The organism is Elizabethkingia sp. YR214 (assembly GCF_003058195.1).
In the GTDB taxonomy this organism is placed as follows: Bacteria; Bacteroidota; Bacteroidia; order Flavobacteriales; family Weeksellaceae; genus Elizabethkingia.
Window position 1 is genome coordinate 96,421 of sequence record NZ_QBUH01000008.1, and the last position, 18,403, is coordinate 114,823.

At 34.9% G+C, this 18,403-nt stretch carries 21 protein-coding genes; 20 read left to right on the top strand and 1 reads right to left on the bottom strand.

Features of this window, described 5'->3' with window-relative positions:
- Nucleotides 1-5: 5 nt before the first annotated feature.
- The 14 genes from C8J95_RS15480 to C8J95_RS15545 all read left to right on the top strand — a co-directional run bounded on the left by C8J95_RS15480 (nt 6) and on the right by C8J95_RS15545 (nt 12,126).
- Nucleotides 6-812 (top strand): alpha/beta hydrolase, encoded by an 807-nt coding sequence (locus C8J95_RS15480; RefSeq protein ID WP_107809643.1) that lies wholly within the window; start codon nt 6-8, stop codon nt 810-812.
- A 4-nt stretch (nt 813-816) separates the two neighbouring features.
- The gene (gene paaD / locus C8J95_RS15485) at nt 817-1,281 is read left to right on the top strand and encodes a 1,2-phenylacetyl-CoA epoxidase subunit PaaD (RefSeq protein ID WP_107809644.1); all 465 of its coding nucleotides are present in this window, start codon (nt 817-819) and stop codon (nt 1,279-1,281) included.
- A gap of 140 nt (nt 1,282-1,421) precedes the next feature.
- Complete coding sequence (locus tag C8J95_RS15490; protein ID WP_107809645.1) at nt 1,422-2,225, top strand: enoyl-CoA hydratase/isomerase family protein; 804 nt, start codon at nt 1,422-1,424, stop codon at nt 2,223-2,225.
- A gap of 121 nt (nt 2,226-2,346) precedes the next feature.
- Nucleotides 2,347-3,477 carry a 3-hydroxyacyl-CoA dehydrogenase NAD-binding domain-containing protein gene (locus C8J95_RS15495; protein WP_107809646.1) on the top strand — a complete coding sequence of 377 codons (1,131 nt, stop codon included), beginning with the start codon at nt 2,347-2,349 and terminating at the stop codon, nt 3,475-3,477.
- Between the two features lie 74 nt (nt 3,478-3,551).
- Complete coding sequence (locus C8J95_RS15500) at nt 3,552-3,965, top strand: PaaI family thioesterase (RefSeq protein WP_107809647.1); 414 nt, start codon at nt 3,552-3,554, stop codon at nt 3,963-3,965.
- A 9-nt stretch (nt 3,966-3,974) separates the two neighbouring features.
- Nucleotides 3,975-4,526 carry an SMI1/KNR4 family protein gene (locus C8J95_RS15505; RefSeq protein ID WP_107809648.1) on the top strand — a complete coding sequence of 184 codons (552 nt, stop codon included), beginning with the start codon at nt 3,975-3,977 and terminating at the stop codon, nt 4,524-4,526.
- An 11-nt stretch (nt 4,527-4,537) separates the two neighbouring features.
- Nucleotides 4,538-5,743, top strand: a complete 1,206-nt coding sequence (pcaF, locus tag C8J95_RS15510) for a 3-oxoadipyl-CoA thiolase (RefSeq protein ID WP_107809649.1) — start codon at nt 4,538-4,540, stop codon at nt 5,741-5,743.
- A gap of 140 nt (nt 5,744-5,883) precedes the next feature.
- Nucleotides 5,884-6,477, top strand: coding sequence for a transferase hexapeptide repeat family protein (locus C8J95_RS15515; protein ID WP_107809650.1), 594 nt, complete (start codon nt 5,884-5,886; stop codon nt 6,475-6,477).
- A 71-nt stretch (nt 6,478-6,548) separates the two neighbouring features.
- Nucleotides 6,549-6,833: a hypothetical protein gene (locus C8J95_RS15520; protein WP_107809651.1), complete on the top strand. Its 285-nt coding sequence runs from the start codon at nt 6,549-6,551 to the stop codon at nt 6,831-6,833.
- 40 nt (nt 6,834-6,873) lie between these two features.
- Nucleotides 6,874-7,413, top strand: a complete 540-nt coding sequence (locus C8J95_RS15525) for a hypothetical protein (protein ID WP_107809652.1) — start codon at nt 6,874-6,876, stop codon at nt 7,411-7,413.
- A 15-nt stretch (nt 7,414-7,428) separates the two neighbouring features.
- Nucleotides 7,429-9,924, top strand: a complete 2,496-nt coding sequence (gene paaZ, locus C8J95_RS15530; RefSeq protein ID WP_107809653.1) for a phenylacetic acid degradation bifunctional protein PaaZ — start codon at nt 7,429-7,431, stop codon at nt 9,922-9,924.
- Nucleotides 9,925-9,978: 54 nt separating this feature from the next.
- The gene (locus C8J95_RS15535; protein WP_107809654.1) at nt 9,979-10,665 is read left to right on the top strand and encodes an SMUG2 DNA glycosylase family protein; all 687 of its coding nucleotides are present in this window, start codon (nt 9,979-9,981) and stop codon (nt 10,663-10,665) included.
- Nucleotides 10,666-11,028: 363 nt separating this feature from the next.
- Nucleotides 11,029-11,307, top strand: a complete 279-nt coding sequence (locus tag C8J95_RS19030; protein ID WP_255412838.1) for a hypothetical protein — start codon at nt 11,029-11,031, stop codon at nt 11,305-11,307.
- A 54-nt stretch (nt 11,308-11,361) separates the two neighbouring features.
- A complete protein-coding gene (locus C8J95_RS15545; protein WP_107809655.1) occupies nt 11,362-12,126 on the top strand; it encodes an enoyl-CoA hydratase/isomerase family protein in 765 nt (254 codons plus the stop codon).
- A 41-nt stretch (nt 12,127-12,167) separates the two neighbouring features.
- Here the strand turns inward: C8J95_RS15545 and C8J95_RS15550 are convergent, their stop codons facing one another.
- Complete coding sequence (locus tag C8J95_RS15550) at nt 12,168-13,769, bottom strand: class I SAM-dependent methyltransferase (protein ID WP_107809656.1); 1,602 nt, start codon at nt 13,767-13,769, stop codon at nt 12,168-12,170.
- Nucleotides 13,770-13,893: 124 nt separating this feature from the next.
- Here C8J95_RS15550 and C8J95_RS15555 point away from each other — a divergent pair, with 124 nt between their 5' ends.
- The 6 genes from C8J95_RS15555 (at nt 13,894) to C8J95_RS15585 (ending at nt 18,403) form a co-directional block, all read left to right on the top strand.
- Complete coding sequence (locus C8J95_RS15555; protein WP_107809657.1) at nt 13,894-14,499, top strand: hypothetical protein; 606 nt, start codon at nt 13,894-13,896, stop codon at nt 14,497-14,499.
- A 192-nt stretch (nt 14,500-14,691) separates the two neighbouring features.
- Nucleotides 14,692-14,982, top strand: coding sequence for a transcriptional regulator (locus tag C8J95_RS15560; RefSeq protein ID WP_107809658.1), 291 nt, complete (start codon nt 14,692-14,694; stop codon nt 14,980-14,982).
- Nucleotides 14,983-15,054: 72 nt separating this feature from the next.
- Nucleotides 15,055-15,342 (top strand): hypothetical protein, encoded by a 288-nt coding sequence (locus C8J95_RS15565; RefSeq protein ID WP_107809689.1) that lies wholly within the window; start codon nt 15,055-15,057, stop codon nt 15,340-15,342.
- A gap of 21 nt (nt 15,343-15,363) precedes the next feature.
- Nucleotides 15,364-16,203 carry a metallophosphoesterase gene (locus tag C8J95_RS15570; protein ID WP_107809659.1) on the top strand — a complete coding sequence of 280 codons (840 nt, stop codon included), beginning with the start codon at nt 15,364-15,366 and terminating at the stop codon, nt 16,201-16,203.
- A 321-nt stretch (nt 16,204-16,524) separates the two neighbouring features.
- Nucleotides 16,525-17,010: a Coq4 family protein gene (locus C8J95_RS15580; protein WP_107809661.1), complete on the top strand. Its 486-nt coding sequence runs from the start codon at nt 16,525-16,527 to the stop codon at nt 17,008-17,010.
- Nucleotides 17,011-17,026: 16 nt separating this feature from the next.
- Nucleotides 17,027-18,403: a DUF4173 domain-containing protein gene (locus C8J95_RS15585; protein ID WP_107809662.1), complete on the top strand. Its 1,377-nt coding sequence runs from the start codon at nt 17,027-17,029 to the stop codon at nt 18,401-18,403.

The following is an 18,403-nucleotide window of genomic DNA, read 5'->3' on the forward strand; positions in this document are numbered from 1 at the left end:
TAGCAATGAAGGTATTTCTGAAAATAATTATTTTTTTTGCGATAGTATATTTAGTGCTATGTGCAGCTGTATACTATTATCAGGAGAAAATAATATTCCATCCGGAAAAACTGCCGGAGAACTATACTTATAATTTTGAAGGAAATACACAAGAAATACCAATTGTAACAAAAGACAATAAAGAGCTAAGCTCTGTATTATTCAGAGTCCCGGATTCCAAAGGTGTTATTTTTTACCTTCATGGTAATGGTGGCTCAATAAAAGGCTGGGGCGAAGTAGCCAAACTTTATAACAGTATGAATTATGATGTTTTCATACTGGATTACAGAGGCTATGGGAAAAGCGAAGGAAATATAGAAAGTAAAGATCAGCTATTTTCGGATGTAGAACTCGCATATAAAGAAATAAAGAAAAGGTATCCCGAAAATAAAATTATTATCCTGGGATATTCTGTAGGAACCGGATTAGCGGCAAAACTGGCTTCGGTTAGTAATGCCCGTTTATTGATATTGCAGGCACCCTACTATAGTCTGAGGGATGAGATGGAGCAACAGTTTTCTTTCCTTCCCGGATTTTTACTCAAATATAATTTTGAAACCTATCAGTATCTGAAAACTGTGAAATCTCCGGTTATTATATTTCATGGTAATGCCGATGAGGTGATTAATTATAAAGCCTCTCTAAAACTGAAAAACAATTTTAAACAGGGAGACAGCCTGATTATACTAAATAATCAGGGACATAACGGGATGACAGATAATGCAGATTATCAAAAAACAATGGCGAAAGTCCTTGACTTTGATAAAAAATAAGAAAATGAATGAACTTTTAGACATATTAAAAACAATTCCAGATCCTGAAATTCCGGTAATCGATATTGTGGAACTGGGTATTGTAAGAGAGGCAAAGATGCTTGGTGCCAGTACTTGCGAAGTGACTATTACACCTACTTATTCTGCCTGCCCAGCTATGTTTACTATTGAAGAAGATATTACCAAAGTCATGAAAGAAAATGGCTGGGATGCAAAAGTAGTAACCAAAATGTTTCCGATATGGACAACCGATTGGTTAACTGATGAAGCCAGAGAAAAACTGAGAGCTTACGGAATTACCCCACCCGAGAGAGGTGCAGACGAACACCATATTGGAAAACCTAAAGAATGTCCGCGATGTGGTTCTATGCATACCAAACAGATCAGTAGATTCGGGTCTACATTGTGTAAAGCATCTTATCAGTGTTTAGATTGTCTGGAACCTTTTGATTATTTTAAATGCCATTAATGTAACAATATAGCAATGTACCAGTTTACCAATAGAACTTATGAATATGTGGAGCATAACGATGTTGTTGCCAGATTACTGAACTATTAGATTGTTACATTAACTTAGATTGTTATATTGGTACACTAAAAAAATATTTTATGGAATATACTCAAATTGATATTGAATCAAAACTAGATGGAAAACTAAAAATAGCTTATCTCAACCAACCTGAAAGTTATAATTCGCTTAACAAAAAAATGTTGAGTGAAATACGCCACTTTGTGGAGGAATGTGATAAAAACGAAACGGTAAGATGTATTGCTATTTCGGGAAGAGGAAAAGCTTTCTGTTCCGGACAGAATCTTAAAGAAGCGTTATCATTAGGTAAAGAAGCTGAAGACGAAAGAATCATACAACGTATGGTTATCGATTATTATAACCCAATGGTAAAAGCCATTGTAAAAAACTCAAAACCTGTTATTGCTTTAGTCAACGGGCCAGCAGTAGGTGCAGGTGCGATGTTGGGACTTATCTGTGATTTTACTTTGGCAACTGAGAGTTCTTACTTTTCTCAGGCATTTGTAAATATTGGATTAATCCCGGATACAGCAGGAACGTATTATCTGCCAAAATTATTAGGTAAACAATTGGCCAGCTATTTGGCATTTACTGGGAAAAAACTTTCATCAGCTGAGGCTAAACAATTAGGATTAATTGCTGATGTTTTCAAAGACGAAGAATTTGAAGCAAAAGCAGGTGAAGTTTTGGCTCAGATTTCTAATCTGCCAACAAAGGCAATAGGATTGACCAAAAAAGCATTCAATAATTCCTATAACAATACGTTGAGCGAACAATTGGATTTGGAAGGTATTTATCAGCAGGATGCTGCTGAAACTGAAGATTTCAAGGAAGGTGTGAGAGCATTTTTGGAAAAAAGGCAACCAGATTATAAAGGAAAATAAAATTAATATAACAATCTGCCAATGTAACAATTACCAATAGAAATATAAGCTTCGGCAAAACTCAATTTTTTATAAAATTGTTACATTGGTAAACTGATACATTGCTACATTATTTTTAACTATGAATATAGGAGTAATCGGCTCAGGAACGATGGGGATCGGAATAGCTCAGGTGGCAGCTTCCAACGGATGTAATGTGTTTTTGTTTGATGCAAATGCATCGCAAACCGAAAAAGCATTACAAAACCTTGAGAAGATACTGACAAGACTTGCGGAAAAACAGAAAATATCATTCGAGGAATCAGAGCAGATATTCAACAGAGTGAAATTCTGCACCGAGCTAAAAGAGCTAAAAGATTCTGATTTAGTTATTGAAGCAATTATCGAAAATAAAGAGATCAAAACCAAAGTATTTTCTGAGTTAGAAACATATGTATCCGACACTTGTATAATTAGTTCCAATACATCCTCCATTTCTATTACTTCATTATCATCAGAGCTGAAAAATCCGAACCGCTTCATAGGTATTCACTTTTTTAATCCGGCACCTTTGATGCCTTTAGTGGAAGTAATTCCCGGGTTACTTACCGATGAACAATTACCACAAAAAGTTTACGACTTAATGAAATCCTGGAACAAAGTTCCGGTGATTGCTAAAGATATTCCCGGCTTTATTGTCAACAGAATTGCACGTCCATATTACGGTGAGGCACTGAGAATAGTTGAAGAAAATATTGCAACACCCGAGCAGGTGGACGATGCGATGACCGGTCTTGGGAACTTTAAAATGGGCCCCTTCGAATTAATGGACCTTATCGGAATCGATGTGAACTTTGCTGTTACAACAACAGTTTATAAAGACTACTTCTACGATCCTAAATATAAACCGTCATTACTACAACAGCGTATGGCCGAAGCCAAGCTTTTGGGTAGAAAGACAAACCGTGGGTTTTATGACTATCGGGAAGGAGCTTCCAAACCTATTGCTCAGAAGAATGAAGAGTTGTATCAGCAAATCTTTATAAGAATTATTTCAATGTTAATCAATGAAGCTGTAGAAGCGAAGAGATTAGGTATTGCAAATGATGAAGATATAGAATTGGCTATGCAGAAAGGCGTAAATTATCCTAAAGGCTTACTAAGCTGGGGTAAGGAAATCGGATATACAGCTATATCTGAAACACTCCGGAATCTTTATAACGAATACCAGGAAGAACGCTACAGACAAAGCCCTTTGTTTAGTAAAATATAAAAGTAATTAAGAGTATAATAAACATATGTCATGCTGAGCGTAGTCGAAGCATCTATTGTTAAATTAAATAAATAATGAAGCCAGAACAAGTCGCAGATTATATGCTCGCTCAGGACGAATTCTCCAAATGGATGGGAATAAAACTGATAGAGGTAAAAGAAAATTATTGTTTAATAGAAATGCCAATCAGACAGGAAATGTTTAATGGTTTGAAAACCGTTCACGGTGGGGTTACTTTCGCTTTTGCGGACTCAGCATTGGCTTTTTCTTCCAATAATTCTGGAGATGCAGCAGTAGCACTGAATTGTGTGATAAACTTTACAACTGCCGGAAAAGAAGGTGATGTTTTTCGTGCGGAAAGTAAACTGGTAAATGAAACCAGAAAGACTGCTGTTTACGATATTCATATCACCAATCAGGAGCAAAAACTGGTAGCAAAATTCACAGGAACAGTTTATAAAATTGGAAAAAAAGTGATCAATTTATAATTATATAAAATGGATATAGAGAAACTGAAAGAAAAATTAGTAAGATTAATAGAATTAGATACCGAAGGTGAGTATGAATTTATTAATGAACCACTAACAGAAAATGAAGTTTATGATTTTGAAAAAAAATACCAAATAAAACTTCCTTCAGATTTTCGAATATTTATTACGCAATTATTCGATGGTGGAGTTGGACCATTTCAAATTATGCCATTACAATATTGGGATTCAATTCATAATGTACATTATTTAGATAGCTTAGGTAATAATTTGACTAAACCATTTTTATTAAAAGATAAAATTTTTCAAGAGGACTTTGTACCTACTGAATCAAATTCTAATTCTATAATTAATGGTACTATAAGAATTTGTCATATTGGATGTGGTAATTTTATTTTCTTAGTTGTAAATGGCGAAGAATATGGAAATATGTGGGTTGATGATAGGGCTTCTACTAATGAGATTTTTCCTTTACAAAGTGCCAATTACGATAGAATGACTTTTGGACAGTGGTATGATAAATGGGTTGATGAAAGAATTACACATTTCGAAAATTCTTAATTAAATAAAAAATGAATAACGTATATATTATAGATTATATAAGAACTCCCATTTCAAAATTACAGGGAGGTTTATCCGAAATGCGCGCAGATGATCTGGCAGCTGTAGTCATTAAAGAAATTGTTGCAAAAAATCCGGAAGTCCCTGTTGAGGAAATAGAGGATGTTATTTTAGGATGTGCTAATCAGGCCGGAGAAGATAACCGTAATGTTGCAAGAATGGCACTTTTATTAGCCGGACTTCCTTATAAAACAGGCGGTGAAACAGTGAACAGGCTTTGTGCTTCAGGAATGTCTGCAGTTGCCAATGCATTTAGATCAATAGCTGCAGGCGAGGGAGAAATTTACATTGCAGGTGGAGTAGAGCACATGACTCGTTCTCCTTATGTAATGTCGAAACCAAGTGTAGCTTATGGGAGAGACAGTCAGATGTATGATACCACTTTCGGGTGGCGCTTCGTAAACTCAAAGATGAAAGAAATGTATGGCGTGGACGGAATGGGCGAAACAGCTGAAAATCTGGCTGACCTGCATAATATCAGCAGAGAAGATCAGGATCAATTCGCACTGTGGTCACAACAGAAAGCAACAAGAGCACAAGATAGCGGAAGATTGGCTGAAGAAATAATAAAAGTCGAAATTCCACAAAGGAAAGGAGAACCTGTTGTATTTGATAAAGATGAGTTTATTAAGCCGACAACAACTATAGAAGTATTATCAAAGTTACGTCCTGCTTTCAGGAAAGAAGGAACTGTAACAGCCGGAAATGCTTCCGGAATGAATGACGGCGCTGCTGCTCTTATTTTAGCAAGCGAAGAAGCTGTGAAAAAATATGGTTTAAAACCAAAAGCAAGGATAGTAGGATCTGCTGTAGCCGGAGTAGAGCCCCGAATTATGGGAATAGGTCCGGTAGAAGCAACTCAGAAGCTATTAAAAAGACTAAATCTTTCTTTGGAAGATATAGATATTATTGAATTAAATGAAGCATTTGCTGCGCAGGCACTTGCCGTAACCAGAAGCTTAGGTATAGCGGACAATGATCCGAGGGTTAATCCAAATGGAGGAGCTATTGCGATAGGACATCCGCTTGGAGTATCAGGAGCCAGAATCATTGGATCGGCAGCTCTGGAACTACAGAAACAAAATAAAAAATATGCTTTGTGTACACTTTGTATCGGTGTCGGACAAGGTTATGCAATGGTAATTGAAAAAGTATAAATCGATTTGAAAATAGTTTGATTTGAAAATTTGAAATTGTTTTTCAATGACATTGAAAGCACAAAGACATTAAATTTAGAATAGTTACTGTCTTATTCATTTTCAAATTACCTCATTTTCAAATTTTCAAATTAAATATTATGAACATTTACTCCTATCATGGTATTCGTCCGGTTATAAAATCTTCAGCCTATGTTCATCCTCAGGCAGTGATTATCGGAAATGTAGAAATTGGTGAAGAAGTATATATAGGTCCCAATGCTGTTATTCGCGGTGACTGGGGAAAGATTATTATAAAAGATGGCGCCAATGTTCAGGAAAACTGTACACTTCATGTATTCCCAAATATTGAAACCATTTTGGAAGAATCAGCACACATAGGACATGGAGCTATTATCCATTCCGGACATATCGGTAGAAATTGTCTTGTAGGAATGAATGCGGTTGTAATGGATAAGGCCGTAATTGGTGATGAATGTATTATTGGTGCGTTAGCTTTTGTTCCCGCTAATTTTAAATGTGAACCAAGAAAGCTGATTGTAGGCAGCCCTGCAAAAATTATACGTGATGTTTCAGATGAAATGATTCACTGGAAAACCGAAGGAACAAAGCTGTATCAGGAATTAGCAAGAGAAGGAAAAGAAGCTATTGTTCCTTGTGAACCTTTTACAGAATTTACAGAGCAAGCCCCAACAAAAGTAGTGGATTATAGCATCTGGGCCGATCTGAAATAAAGTAGTAAATTTAAACCTCATGGGTCTCTAAAACCTGTGAGGTTTAAAACATAAAATAATTATAGCCTAAAATGCAGAATTTCCTAAAAAGATATTGGTATATTGTTCTGATTGTATTGAGTGTACTTCACTTTTTGGGATACTTCGTAATAAAAGCTATGGTCGGCATTTCGGATGCATTGGAACATGTGGATTCCGATAGAATAGAAAGACACCTCAAATCAAAAGATTTTTTCTATACAATTCTTATTGATTCAATCTTTATTATTGATTTTGCATTAGTACTCTTTCTTGTATATCTGGGAGGTAAAAAAGTCTTGCAATTGGTATTAAAAAAAGAAACATCAAATAATTAATATTATCAAAGAATGAATTAACCAAAATATATTTGGAAATATGATAATCAAGAGTATACATGATTTACAGAATATAAAAGAATTACTTGATGATCTTCCGGATTTTAATTATCAAGAAGAACTAACTAAAAAATTAGATAATAAGCAAGATGAGTTTACTTACGAAACTTTTTTAGAAATTATTCTTTGGAAGACTAATAGGTACCCTAAAGTTAATAATGATTTGATTTTTAAAATTAATAAATTAAGAAAAGAATATGATGAAGCACTAGCGGATGATATTTTAATTAAATTATTAGAGGCAAAAGGTTTTGATTTACCAATGGCCTCAACTCTTTTGAGATTCATAAACCCAGACCAATTTCAAATAATTGATCAGAGAGTTTATAGACTGTTATATGGTGAAGAGCTAAAAATTCCATTTAGTAAATCAAAGAAAATTAATCTGTATAAAGAATATATTGTTTACTTGAAAAGTGTTTGTGATAACTATAAAATTCCTTTTTCTCAATCTGATAGAATTCTTTATTTATTGGATAAACACCCTAAGGTTAATAAAAATCAAAAAATTAAGTATTAAATATCCAAAATAGATATGGAAAAACTAAAGAACTACATTTACGGACAATGGGTAGAAGGAAACGGTAAAGAAATTCCGCTTTATAATGCCGTTACAGGAGAGCAGGTTGCTGTTTCAGATACAGAAGGGCTAAACTTCGAACAGGCTCTTGACTACGGAAGAACTGTTGGTTATAAAAACCTTTCCTCTATGACATTTTATGATCGTGGGGAAATGCTGAAAAAAGTAGCGCTTTACCTTTTAGAGAGAAAGAAAAAATATTACGAATTATCATATAAAACAGGAGCAACCCATGTGGATTCCTGGGTAGATATAGAAGGAGGTTTCGGTACTTTTTTCACTTACTCAGGTCTAGCAAAAAGAATGCTTCCGAATACACCATTTTGGGTAGATGGTGATACACAGAAAATCTCAGCTAACGGAACACATCTGGGAACACATATCCTTACACCAAGTGAAGGGATTTCTGTACAGATCAATGCTTATAACTTCCCGGTTTGGGGAATGCTGGAAAAGTTATCCACATCTTTATTGGCAGGTGTGCCAAGTATTGTAAAACCGGCTACTCCTGGCTCTTACCTTACCAATGCAGTTTTTCAAGATATGATTGAAAGTGGCTATTTGCCCGAAGGTGCAGTTCAGTTGGTTTGTGGAGAACCTGGGAATATTCTGGATTATGTACAGGATGGAGACTCTGTTCTATTTACCGGATCTGCCAGTACCGGAAGAAAACTGAAAGCCTTGCCTTCGGTTGCCGGAAATTCAGTTCGTTTTAATATGGAAGCAGATTCTCTGAATTGCTCAATTTTAGGACTGGATGCCAAGTCGGGAACTCCTGAATTCGATTTGTTCATTAAAGAAGTTCGTAACGAAATGACAACAAAAGCAGGACAGAAATGTACTGCTATCCGTAGAATTATTGTACCTGAGCATTTAATTGATGATGTTCAGAGTGCTCTTTCCAAAGCATTGGATCAGACAAAAATAGGAAATCCTCTAAACAGGGAAACCCGAATGGGATCTCTGGTAGGAAAACAACAATATGATGAGGTTCTGAGAAAAGTAAACCTGCTAAAAGCAGAAACAGAACTGGTATACGATGGTAAACAAGAACTAATAGATGCCGATTATGAGAAAGGAGCATTTATGAGTCCTAAATTATTCCTGAATGATAAACCTTTTGAAAAGAATATCTCTCATGATGTAGAAGCTTTTGGACCAGTTTCTACTTTAATGCCTTATAAAGATGCAGAAGAGGCTGCCGCTTTAGCAAAAAGAGGAAAAGGAAGTCTAGTAGGTTCTATTGTTTCTTACGATGATAAATTCGTTGCTGAAACTTCCTGGAAGATGGCTTCGCAGCACGGACGTATATATGTACTGAACAGAGATAATGCTAAAGAAAGCACGGGACATGGTTCACCACTTCCGACACTGATGCATGGAGGCCCGGGAAGAGCCGGTGGTGGAGAAGAAATGGGTGGACTAAGCGGACTTCATTTCTTCCTGCAAAAAACGGCTATTCAGGGATCACCAGATATCCTGACAGCTATAACAAAGATTTATCAGCAAGGAGCGGAGAAAAAATACTCAGATAAGCATCCTTTCCGTAAATATTTCGAGGAGGTAGAAATTGGAGACTCACTGGAAACAGCCGGAAGAACAGTTACTGAAGCAGATATTGTAAACTTCTCTAACGTTTCGTGGGATCATTTTTATGCGCATACCGATGCTACAAGCCTGAATGGAACAATTTTCGACAAAACTGTAGCTCATGGTTATTTTATCCTTTCTGCTGCAGCAGGATTATTTGTTTCCGGTAAAAAAGGACCTGTAATTGCAAATTACGGATTGGAGAATTGTGCTTTCTTTAAGCCTGTATATGCAGGAGATACCATTACTGTATATCTGACTGCCAAAGAGAGAATTAACAGAGGTGTAAAAGGCCGTAACATTCCTAGTGGTGTTGTAAAGTGGTTGGTTGAGGTCGTAAATCAAAGAGAAGAAGTTGTTTGCGTGGCAACAATTCTGACATTGGTAGCTAAAAAGTCTCCTTTTATTGATCTGAATGTAAGAGATATCAAAAAAATACTAAATGGCTTAACGGAAAGTTCAAAACCTCAATGGGGTAAAATGTCTCCGCAGGAAATGCTGGAACATCTTGAAACTACTGTTAACCATGGTATGGGAAAACCTGAAGCAGAAAAGTATTATACGCCTGATGAACATCTTGAAAAGTATCAGGATTCCTTATACAATCACAGAAAAATGCCAAAAGATTTTCCGGCGCCATTCCTTCCTCAGGATGGAAGTTTACCGGAATTAAAGCATAAAAATCTGGAGGCCGCAAAAGAAGCTTTTCTTAATGCAGTTCAGGAATTCTTGATCTATTACAGAGAGAATCCACAGGCAGAGCATATCCATTTTGTATTTGGTAAAATCAATAAAGAAATGTGGGAGCTAATGCACAGAAAGCATTTCACCCATCATTTCGAACAGTTCGGATTAATATAGTACAGGAATCATGCTGAGCATAGTCGAAGCATTGTAAATTAATATATTTGGAGAGTGGAGAAAACTTTTGCAGATAAAGTCATAGATTTTAATAAAACCCTTCGATATTCGGGAAAACTACCGGAAGGATTTAATGTACTAAATCCTTATCTGGACAATCCTGAAACGATGGTTGTGATGCAAAAGTTTTATCATAAATATTATAATGATTCAGACCAGCGCAGATTTATAATTGGAATCAATCCCAGTCGACATGGTGCAGGGGTAACAGGAGTTCCTTTTACAGATACCAAACGGCTGAAAAGTGAATGTGGTATTGAAATGAAATCAGTTCATACCCATGAAGTTTCATCTGTCTTTATATATGATATGATCAATGCTTTTGGCGGAGTAGAAAAGTTTTATAAAGAATTTTATATCAATTCTCCTTTTCCTTTGGCTATTGTAAGAAATACAAAGAATGGTTGGCTGAATGCAAATTATTATGATGATAAACAGCTCTTTGAGGATGTAAAAAGCTTTATGATAGCTTCTCTGAAAAAGCATATAAGCCTGGGACTGGATACTTCTGAAGTTTTTGTATTAGGGAAAAAGAATGCAGACTTTATCCACAAGCTAAACAATGAAGAGAGGTTATTTGATAAAATCACTGTTCTGGAACATCCTCGTTATATCCAGCAATACAAATCAAAAGAGAAAGAAATATATATAGATAAGTATATTGTAGCTTTTAATAGTTAAATAATTTTTTTTAATGATAAATATTAGGACATTACCAATTGAGCCAGACAGGTTTTATCACATTTATAATAGAGGTGTGAATAGTAATGTTATTTTTAAAGCAGAATCAAATTATCATTTTTTTCTTAAAAAGATTTCAGAAAATCTTTTAGCTGTTTGTGATATATATACATATTCAATTTTACCAAATCATTTTCATTTATTAGTAGAAATTAAATCTGAAGAGTGGCTCAAGATCCTTGTCAAGGTTTCAAACCTTGACAAGGCTGGCTTAACAAATGAAAAAGGATTGCATTCTCCACAGAATATTTTTCAAAACAATTTTCTAAAGTATTCAATTTTTATTCACAGGCATTCAATAAAATGTATAATAGACATGGAGAATTGATAGAATCTCCTTTTAAAAGAAAATGTATAGATTCTGAGTATTATCTGATAAAAACAATACTATATATTCATCAAAATCCGCAGAATCATGAGATTATAAATGATTTTAGGAATTATAAATTTTCTTCATATCAGAGTCTTTTAGGAGATAATGAAACATTTTTAAAAAGAAATGAAGTTATAGAACTTTTTAGCGGAAAAGATAATTTTGTATTTTGCCACGAAAACAAATCTGGCTTAGAAGATTTTGAATAACTATGTGCCATGTCAAGGATATAACCTTGACGAGGTTATTATAAATAAATAGCAATGAACGAATTCGTAATATCAGAAATTAAAAATAATATCGCAGAAATTACTTTTGGAACACCGAAAAGCAATTCACTGCCTGGTGCTATTCTGGAAAAATTAGCTCAGACCATTTTAGAAGAAGGTGTAAAAAAGGAAGTAAAAGCAATCCTTATAAAAAGCGCCGGAGAAAAAGCTTTTTGTGCAGGGGCTAGTTTCGACGAGCTTTTAGCCATTGATGAGCTTGAGGTTTCTAAGAAGTTCTTCGGAGGTTTTGCCAAAGTACTCAATGCAATGAGGAATTGTGGGAAAATAGTTGTTGTAAGAGTGCAAGGAAAGACCACCGGTGGTGGTGTAGGAATTACCTGTGGAGCAGATTATTGTTTTGCAACCAAAGATGCAACCCTTGCACTTACTGAAATCAACCTGGGAATTGGTCCGTTTGTAATAGGCCCTTATGTGGAAAGAAAAATCGGAAAATCACAGTTTTCGGCAATGGCAATAGATGCAGAGTTTAGATCTGCAGAATGGGCTGAGCAGCATAATATTTACCATTCAGTATCTGAAAATATTGCTGAAATGGATACAAAACTCGACGATTTTCTTCAGAAACTTTCCACCAGAAGTGATGAAGCATTAGCATTGATTAAGAAAGTTTCCTGGGATGGTACCGATTATTTTAATATACTAATGCCGGACAGAATTCACATGAGTGCCAGCCTTATTTTAGAAGATTCGGCTAAAAAGAATATAGAGGCAATTAAAGAACGTCTGAGAGCAAAATAAATAAAAGAGCGATTATAAAAGATAATCGCTCTTTTATTTTACTAAGCTTTTAAAAGATTGATAGAAACTGTTGCCAGATCTGAGTCAGGAAACTTTCTCGAAAATTCCGCACTAATATTTAATCCTGTTTCTGTGCATATTTTTCTAAAAACATCAACTTCAAGAATGTATTGGTCCGAGAATCCATGAGTAGTTTCATAAGCTGTTGCAGCAGTTTTGCCCAGATTATTTTGGGTAAGCTCCGGATTTAGGGAATGAAGTTCTATTATGAGTAATCCATTTTTCTTAATATAAGGAAGCCAAAGCTCCAAATGTTCTTTCAGGCTTTCCTCTACAATATTGTTAGAGAGCCTTTCGCCACGAAAGACAAATGCTCCGGTTGAGGTACTTATTCTTTCCGGGTTTTTATTTTCCGGAGTTTTCCATACCCGGTTATGGTCCAGAAAGGTTCTAATGTTCAATAAATCTGAAAGTTCAATCTCATAGCTTTCTCTAAGATCCTCCGCCAGCTTCTCTGGATTTCCGATATCTCCCCAGATCACCTTCGCCCAAATATCATTATTGATGAGATTTGCACGGGTTGCTTTCAATGCTGCTGGATTATAATCCGCTCCTACTAAAAAAAGAGGATGCTCTTCCAACATTTTTCCACGCAGAGTTTGTCTTTCTATTGTTTCGAAAATATGCTGAATAAAGGCACCGTTACCACAGCCCATATCCAATATACCTTTGGGTTGTAAATGGATTGGTTGATTGAAAACCTGAATAATAAAATCATTGGCTACCTTAAAATAGTTAGAATGTGCACCACCGCTTCCCCATACATTCATAGCACGATCAACATGGATCTCGTCATCACCTTCTGCTATTTCCCGTATTTTGTATGCATCTCCAAATAATAATTCATCCAACCTGTTTAGCATTGGCAGATAAGAGACAGTAACTCCATATGAGGCAGCTCGTTTAGCATAATAAACACCGGTTTCTGTAAATTTATAATTGCTTCCGTTTTTTCTAAACCATCCCAAATGTGTCAGGAAGTCCAGGATAACCTCAAAGTTTTCTGCTTTTTTATGAAATTCAGCTGCCTGAAAAGAAGTTTCCATAAAATATTTATGAAACATACCTGTCATACCTAGATATACAATTACAGGGCCTATAATACAGCCTTCAATATGTTTTAATATTTGTTCCTGAATACCTTTCTCCTCAGGATTATCAGAAATGTCGAGATCAAAATTATTCTTCATAGCTGCTGCAAGAAGACTAAATTCTTCTATAAATGAAGTTTCCAAAATTTGATTCCTAATATCTGTAGACTTTTTCAGAAAGGGAATAATCTTGTCATACAGGAATGAGAATTTCTTTAATAATATGGTATTGCTGTTTGCTGTAACGGAGACGGTATTCTTGTTATTATCTGTATTATAAATGATAAATCCCTGCGAACCCAATGTATGTAAGGCAACATTCAGATAACCTTCATTAGTTTTAAATTGTTCTGTAAGATCGGAAAGATTAACTGTTTCTTTTTCTAATATATGGTCGATGATACCTTCCTTATTTAGTGATACAGCTACAGGGGCAGTAACAATACCATCTAAATGTCTGAAGATGGATGATCTTAGAATTTCCTTATTCATTCTGTGTTGTTTAGCTTTCTAAAGTTAATGATTTGAGAAATTGGTTTTGAACAATACTAAAAATTTCAAAAAATATTTTTGTAATTGAAAATAAATTGTAGCTTTGTAATTCAAAGTTCTTTATATGGATCAGAATTATCATAAAGATTTGTCTCATATCCGTCATATGATGGAACGTTCCACACGTTTCCTGTCACTTAGTGGTATGTCCGGAATAGTAGCAGGAGTTATTGCTTTATTGGGAGCAGCTTATGCTTATAATTATTTAGGTGCCACCGGATTTGATTATGAAGGAAGAAGCATACATACAGCAGAAGATAAGGTTACCCATCTTATTATTGTTGCACTGATTGTATTAGTGTCCGCAATATTTTTCGGAGGATTATTTACCTGGAGAAATATTAAAAAGTCCGATCAGCCTTTCTGGACAGCAGCGACTAAAAAACTATTGTTCAATTTTTGTGTTCCTTTAGCTTTAGGCGGGGTATTCTGTATAGGTCTTGTTGTACAGCAATACTATATATTGCTCGCACCAATGATGTTGTTTGTATATGGAGCAGCTTTATTTTGTGCCGAGAAGTATACTCTGGATGTTGTAAGGTTTTTAGGGATTTCTGAAATGATATTAGGAATTATAGCACTTTTTTTCTCCGGACATGGATTACTTTTTTGGGCTTTAGGATTTGGCGTTTTGCACATTGTATATGGTATACTCATGTATAAGAAATAAGATTTTCTTCGATTAAAGGAAAAATGTAAAAGAGTGGAAATTTTTTATCCTTATTTTTGCGGCCATTCTCTGTAAAGTAGTTTGTTCATGTTTTTCAGATATAGGATAACTGAAGAAAATACAGAACTAAAAAGGGTAATCAATAAATAGGACTTTGTATGACTATTTTGGAATTAACAGAATAATATTAAAATGATTAAAGTAAATCAACTCAATAAAGAATTTGAAAGTCGGGTGAGATTGGGAATAATGTCCGTTCTTATGGTAAACGACTGGGTTGACTTTACAGAAATGAAAGGATTGCTGGAAGTTACGGATGGTAACTTGGCCAGTCATAGTACAGCACTGGAGAAAGTCGGATATATTGAAATAAAGAAAGAATTTATCGGTAAGAAACCAAAGACATCTTATAGAGTTACTAACTCCGGAAGACAAGCTTTTTCAGAACATCTGAATGCGCTGGAAAAATTGCTTGGGAGATAAAGTTATATTTTTTTGAAAATCAACTTTGAAATACAAAGTACTTTATATTTTTAATTACTTAAAATAATGATTATGACACCAAAACAAAGAAGCTTTGCAATTTATTCAGTTGCAACCTTACTATTAATCATCCCTCTTATCGGGATGCAGCTTTCAAAAGAAATTAAATGGTCTCTTCTGGATTTTATTATTGCTGGTTTTCTGCTTTTTACCACTGCTTTTACTATAGATCTTATTATGCGCAGAGTGAAAATAAAAGCATTTCAGTTTATCTGCATAGCACTAGTGCTAATTGTTTTATTTCTTATTTGGGCAGAATTAGCTGTCGGGATATTCGGGACTCCATTAGCCGGGAATTAACGTTATAAGTATAATTCACAAATGAACAGAAAAACATTTATTAAACGATTATTGCAGGTATCTGCTATTGGTGCATTCCCTGTGCTGTATTCCTGGCAGATAGAGCCCTTCTGGGTAGAGTTTGTTCAGAGAGAATTACCAGTAAAGAATTTGCCCGATCATCTGAAGGGGAAAAGATTAATGCAAATATCTGATATGCATGTAGGAAACCGTTTTGATTGGAATTTCCTGATTGATGTTTTTCAGGAGGCAAAAGCTTTCAATCCTGATTTTGTAGTATACACAGGCGATTATGTAAGTTGGGAAAACGAAATACAGTATACACAACTTCATAAAGTGATGAGACATGCTGTATTAGGAAAAATTGCAACCTTCGGAATATTGGGAAATCATGATTACGGATTCAACTGGAGCGAGACTGATGTTGCTATTAATATTTGTGATATTATGAAAAATTCAGGAGTCCAAATGCTGAACAATGCACAAGCAGAAATTTCAGGACTGAATTTTATAGGTTTTGAAGATTTGTGGTCTCCAAATTTTGATCCTCTTCAGGTGATGAAAGATTATGATAAAACAAAAGCGAGTTTGGTTTTGTGCCATAATCCAGATGTATGTGACCTCGATGTATGGAATGGTTATAAAGGATGGATTCTCAGTGGACATACCCATGGTGGGCAATGTCGGATTCCGGGAGTTATAACACCGGTTTTGCCGGTCAGAAATAAAAAATACATTTCCGGAGAAATCGACTTGCGAGATGGCAGGATGTTGTATATCAACCGGGCAATAGGGCACTCCCGACAGGTTCGTTTTATGGTGCGTCCAGAGATTACTGTTTTTACACTTACCCAGGCCTAAATTAAAAAACTATGGAAAATCGTGATATTATTATTTTAGGGAAGCTTGTATTTGGAGTTTCATTTTTATTAGGAAATATATGTCTTTTCGGATATCTGTTTACGAAAGACCAGGTATTTGCCTCAAGCGGATATTTACTTTTGATTTATGCGACAATACTGAACCTATTAATAGTTCTTGGCTTACTTATTTACGGGCTTTTTAATGAAACAAAACGCAAATCCTGCTTAAAATCAATTCTAATTCTTTCAATCAATATTCCTATTGCTGCTTTTTATGTATTAATAGGTCTCAGCCTTATGTAATTAAAAACTATAGATTATGAAAAAAATACGTGTTCAATTTTTACTATTTGTATACCATTATACCCAGAAACTCTACAGAAAATATTTTAAAAAGAAGAAAAGGCAATGGCAATTCACCGAAGAGCAACTGCTACTTTTTGAAAAAGATTCTCTGGGACGAAGGCTGGGAGAATTTTATGAACAACATGGATTCACCATGATTCCTAAAATGGAAAATCACGATGTACACCATCTTATTACTGGTTGTGGAACCAATTTCGAAGATGAAGTTGCCATGCAATATCTTCTTTTAGGCAACGGAAAGCTAAATGCTCATCTTCTTGCTGCAATATTTCTGGGCACACTTATACTGCCGGAATATCTGAAGATATATATAAGAGCATACCAGAAAGGAAAACGAATGAAACCTTTTTTTTATTGGGATTTCGAAAGTTTACTCTGGCAGAATTTTGACCATTTGAAAAACTTTATTTATCAGAAACAAGCACCCGTATTTTATTAAACCAACACCTTTGATTATGAAAACACATCATCTTATATTACTGACAACATTCCTTTTCGTGACAATTTTCTACAATGAAAATATGGGGCTTAATCTTGGTTTGTTAGCAATTATTTATGCAGTACTTACCCTTTTCAATACACCAAAACGCAATAAAACCCGTGTATTTTTTATACTATTTACTACAAGCATACTTTCGGCAGGAGCATTTGCATGGTACGGCGATTTTCCGTCCTTTCTTGCATTGGTAAGCTCATTGATTCTTCTTTCATTTCGTGGTAAAAGCAGAAAACTGAAAACTCTTTTTATATTACCGATCGTTGTTACCAACTGTTTTACGTTTCTGTGCCGTTTTTTTAGTTTTGACAAATGGCTTCCTCAAAAAAACTCATCCGGGACATGGCAGAAATTATTAGCTGTTATTCTGATTCCGGCATTTTTTGTTTTTATATTTTTTGTGGTATATACCTATGGAAGTGATCAGTTTGCAAACCTGTTTACCAATATCAATTGGAATATCAATTTCTGGCAGTTGTTCTGTCTGGGGGTACTGGGATTTTTTCTGGCCTTTAACTACTGGAATTTTGTAGTAGAAAGACTGATCTACAAGCAACAGTCTATTCTGGATAATGACTTTAGCAATATTCAGAAAAATCAGAAACCTACTTATTCATTCCTTAGTTTGGATGCTGAGAGAATGAGTGGAGTTATGACATTTTTGTTACTAAATATTCTGCTTGTTTTCTTTATTGTGAGCTATAATTATGAGCAGTTCTATGAGGTTCCTAAAACTCCTGTTCAGCTTTCCGAAGAAACCCATGAAAGAGTAGGCGCAGTAATTTTCTCCATTATCATGGTGATATTTGTGATTATGTTTTATTTTAAATCATCTTTTAATTTTGATCCAAAAGCCGGATTAATGAAACTGTTGGCAAAAGTTTGGATTGTCCTGAACACTGTTTTACTGTTTTCGGCTATGATGAAGAATACCGAATATATTGTCAATTACGGACTCACTTACAAACGTCTTGGCGTTTATGCCTTTCTTATACTCGCTACAATAGGTTTATGCATAACATTTATTAAAATTCATAAGAAGAAAACCAATGCATTCCTTTTTAATACCATGTTCTGGTTTTTCTATGCTACAGTTTTGGTAATCAGTTTTGTTAATTGGGGAGGTATCGTTACCCGAGAAAATATGAAACGCAAAGACTTTTCTGCTGATTATCACCAGAATTCTGTTAACTTTAATGAACGTTATTTATTAAAATATGCAGATGATTCTCATAATAACCTGCTAAGATCTAACGTTTTAGATAAGGTGAATAAAGAACAAAAGAAATCCTTCCTTTCTAAGTTGCTTTATTACGAAACGATTAATACCAAATAA

What these genes read in the sequence shown, in the direction of transcription:
- C8J95_RS15515 (WP_107809650.1), top strand. Translation starts at nt 5,884, where the DNA reads ATGAACATTTACTCCTATCATGGTATTCGTCCGGTTATAAAATCTTCA.
- C8J95_RS15555 (WP_107809657.1), top strand. Translation starts at nt 13,894, where the DNA reads ATGGATCAGAATTATCATAAAGATTTGTCTCATATCCGTCATATGATG.
- C8J95_RS15520 (WP_107809651.1), top strand. Translation starts at nt 6,549, where the DNA reads ATGCAGAATTTCCTAAAAAGATATTGGTATATTGTTCTGATTGTATTG.
- C8J95_RS15495 (WP_107809646.1), top strand. Translation starts at nt 2,347, where the DNA reads ATGAATATAGGAGTAATCGGCTCAGGAACGATGGGGATCGGAATAGCT.
- C8J95_RS15545 (WP_107809655.1), top strand. Translation starts at nt 11,362, where the DNA reads ATGAACGAATTCGTAATATCAGAAATTAAAAATAATATCGCAGAAATT.
- C8J95_RS15550 (WP_107809656.1), bottom strand. Translation starts at nt 13,769, where the DNA reads ATGAATAAGGAAATTCTAAGATCATCCATCTTCAGACATTTAGATGGT.
- C8J95_RS15580 (WP_107809661.1), top strand. Translation starts at nt 16,525, where the DNA reads ATGAAAAAAATACGTGTTCAATTTTTACTATTTGTATACCATTATACC.
- C8J95_RS15585 (WP_107809662.1), top strand. Translation starts at nt 17,027, where the DNA reads ATGAAAACACATCATCTTATATTACTGACAACATTCCTTTTCGTGACA.
- C8J95_RS15480 (WP_107809643.1), top strand. Translation starts at nt 6, where the DNA reads ATGAAGGTATTTCTGAAAATAATTATTTTTTTTGCGATAGTATATTTA.
- C8J95_RS15565 (WP_107809689.1), top strand. Translation starts at nt 15,055, where the DNA reads ATGACACCAAAACAAAGAAGCTTTGCAATTTATTCAGTTGCAACCTTA.
- C8J95_RS15570 (WP_107809659.1), top strand. Translation starts at nt 15,364, where the DNA reads ATGAACAGAAAAACATTTATTAAACGATTATTGCAGGTATCTGCTATT.
- pcaF (WP_107809649.1), top strand. Translation starts at nt 4,538, where the DNA reads ATGAATAACGTATATATTATAGATTATATAAGAACTCCCATTTCAAAA.
- C8J95_RS19030 (WP_255412838.1), top strand. Translation starts at nt 11,029, where the DNA reads ATGTATAATAGACATGGAGAATTGATAGAATCTCCTTTTAAAAGAAAA.
- C8J95_RS15525 (WP_107809652.1), top strand. Translation starts at nt 6,874, where the DNA reads ATGATAATCAAGAGTATACATGATTTACAGAATATAAAAGAATTACTT.
- C8J95_RS15490 (WP_107809645.1), top strand. Translation starts at nt 1,422, where the DNA reads ATGGAATATACTCAAATTGATATTGAATCAAAACTAGATGGAAAACTA.
- paaZ (WP_107809653.1), top strand. Translation starts at nt 7,429, where the DNA reads ATGGAAAAACTAAAGAACTACATTTACGGACAATGGGTAGAAGGAAAC.
- C8J95_RS15560 (WP_107809658.1), top strand. Translation starts at nt 14,692, where the DNA reads ATGATTAAAGTAAATCAACTCAATAAAGAATTTGAAAGTCGGGTGAGA.
- C8J95_RS15505 (WP_107809648.1), top strand. Translation starts at nt 3,975, where the DNA reads ATGGATATAGAGAAACTGAAAGAAAAATTAGTAAGATTAATAGAATTA.
- C8J95_RS15500 (WP_107809647.1), top strand. Translation starts at nt 3,552, where the DNA reads ATGAAGCCAGAACAAGTCGCAGATTATATGCTCGCTCAGGACGAATTC.
- paaD (WP_107809644.1), top strand. Translation starts at nt 817, where the DNA reads ATGAATGAACTTTTAGACATATTAAAAACAATTCCAGATCCTGAAATT.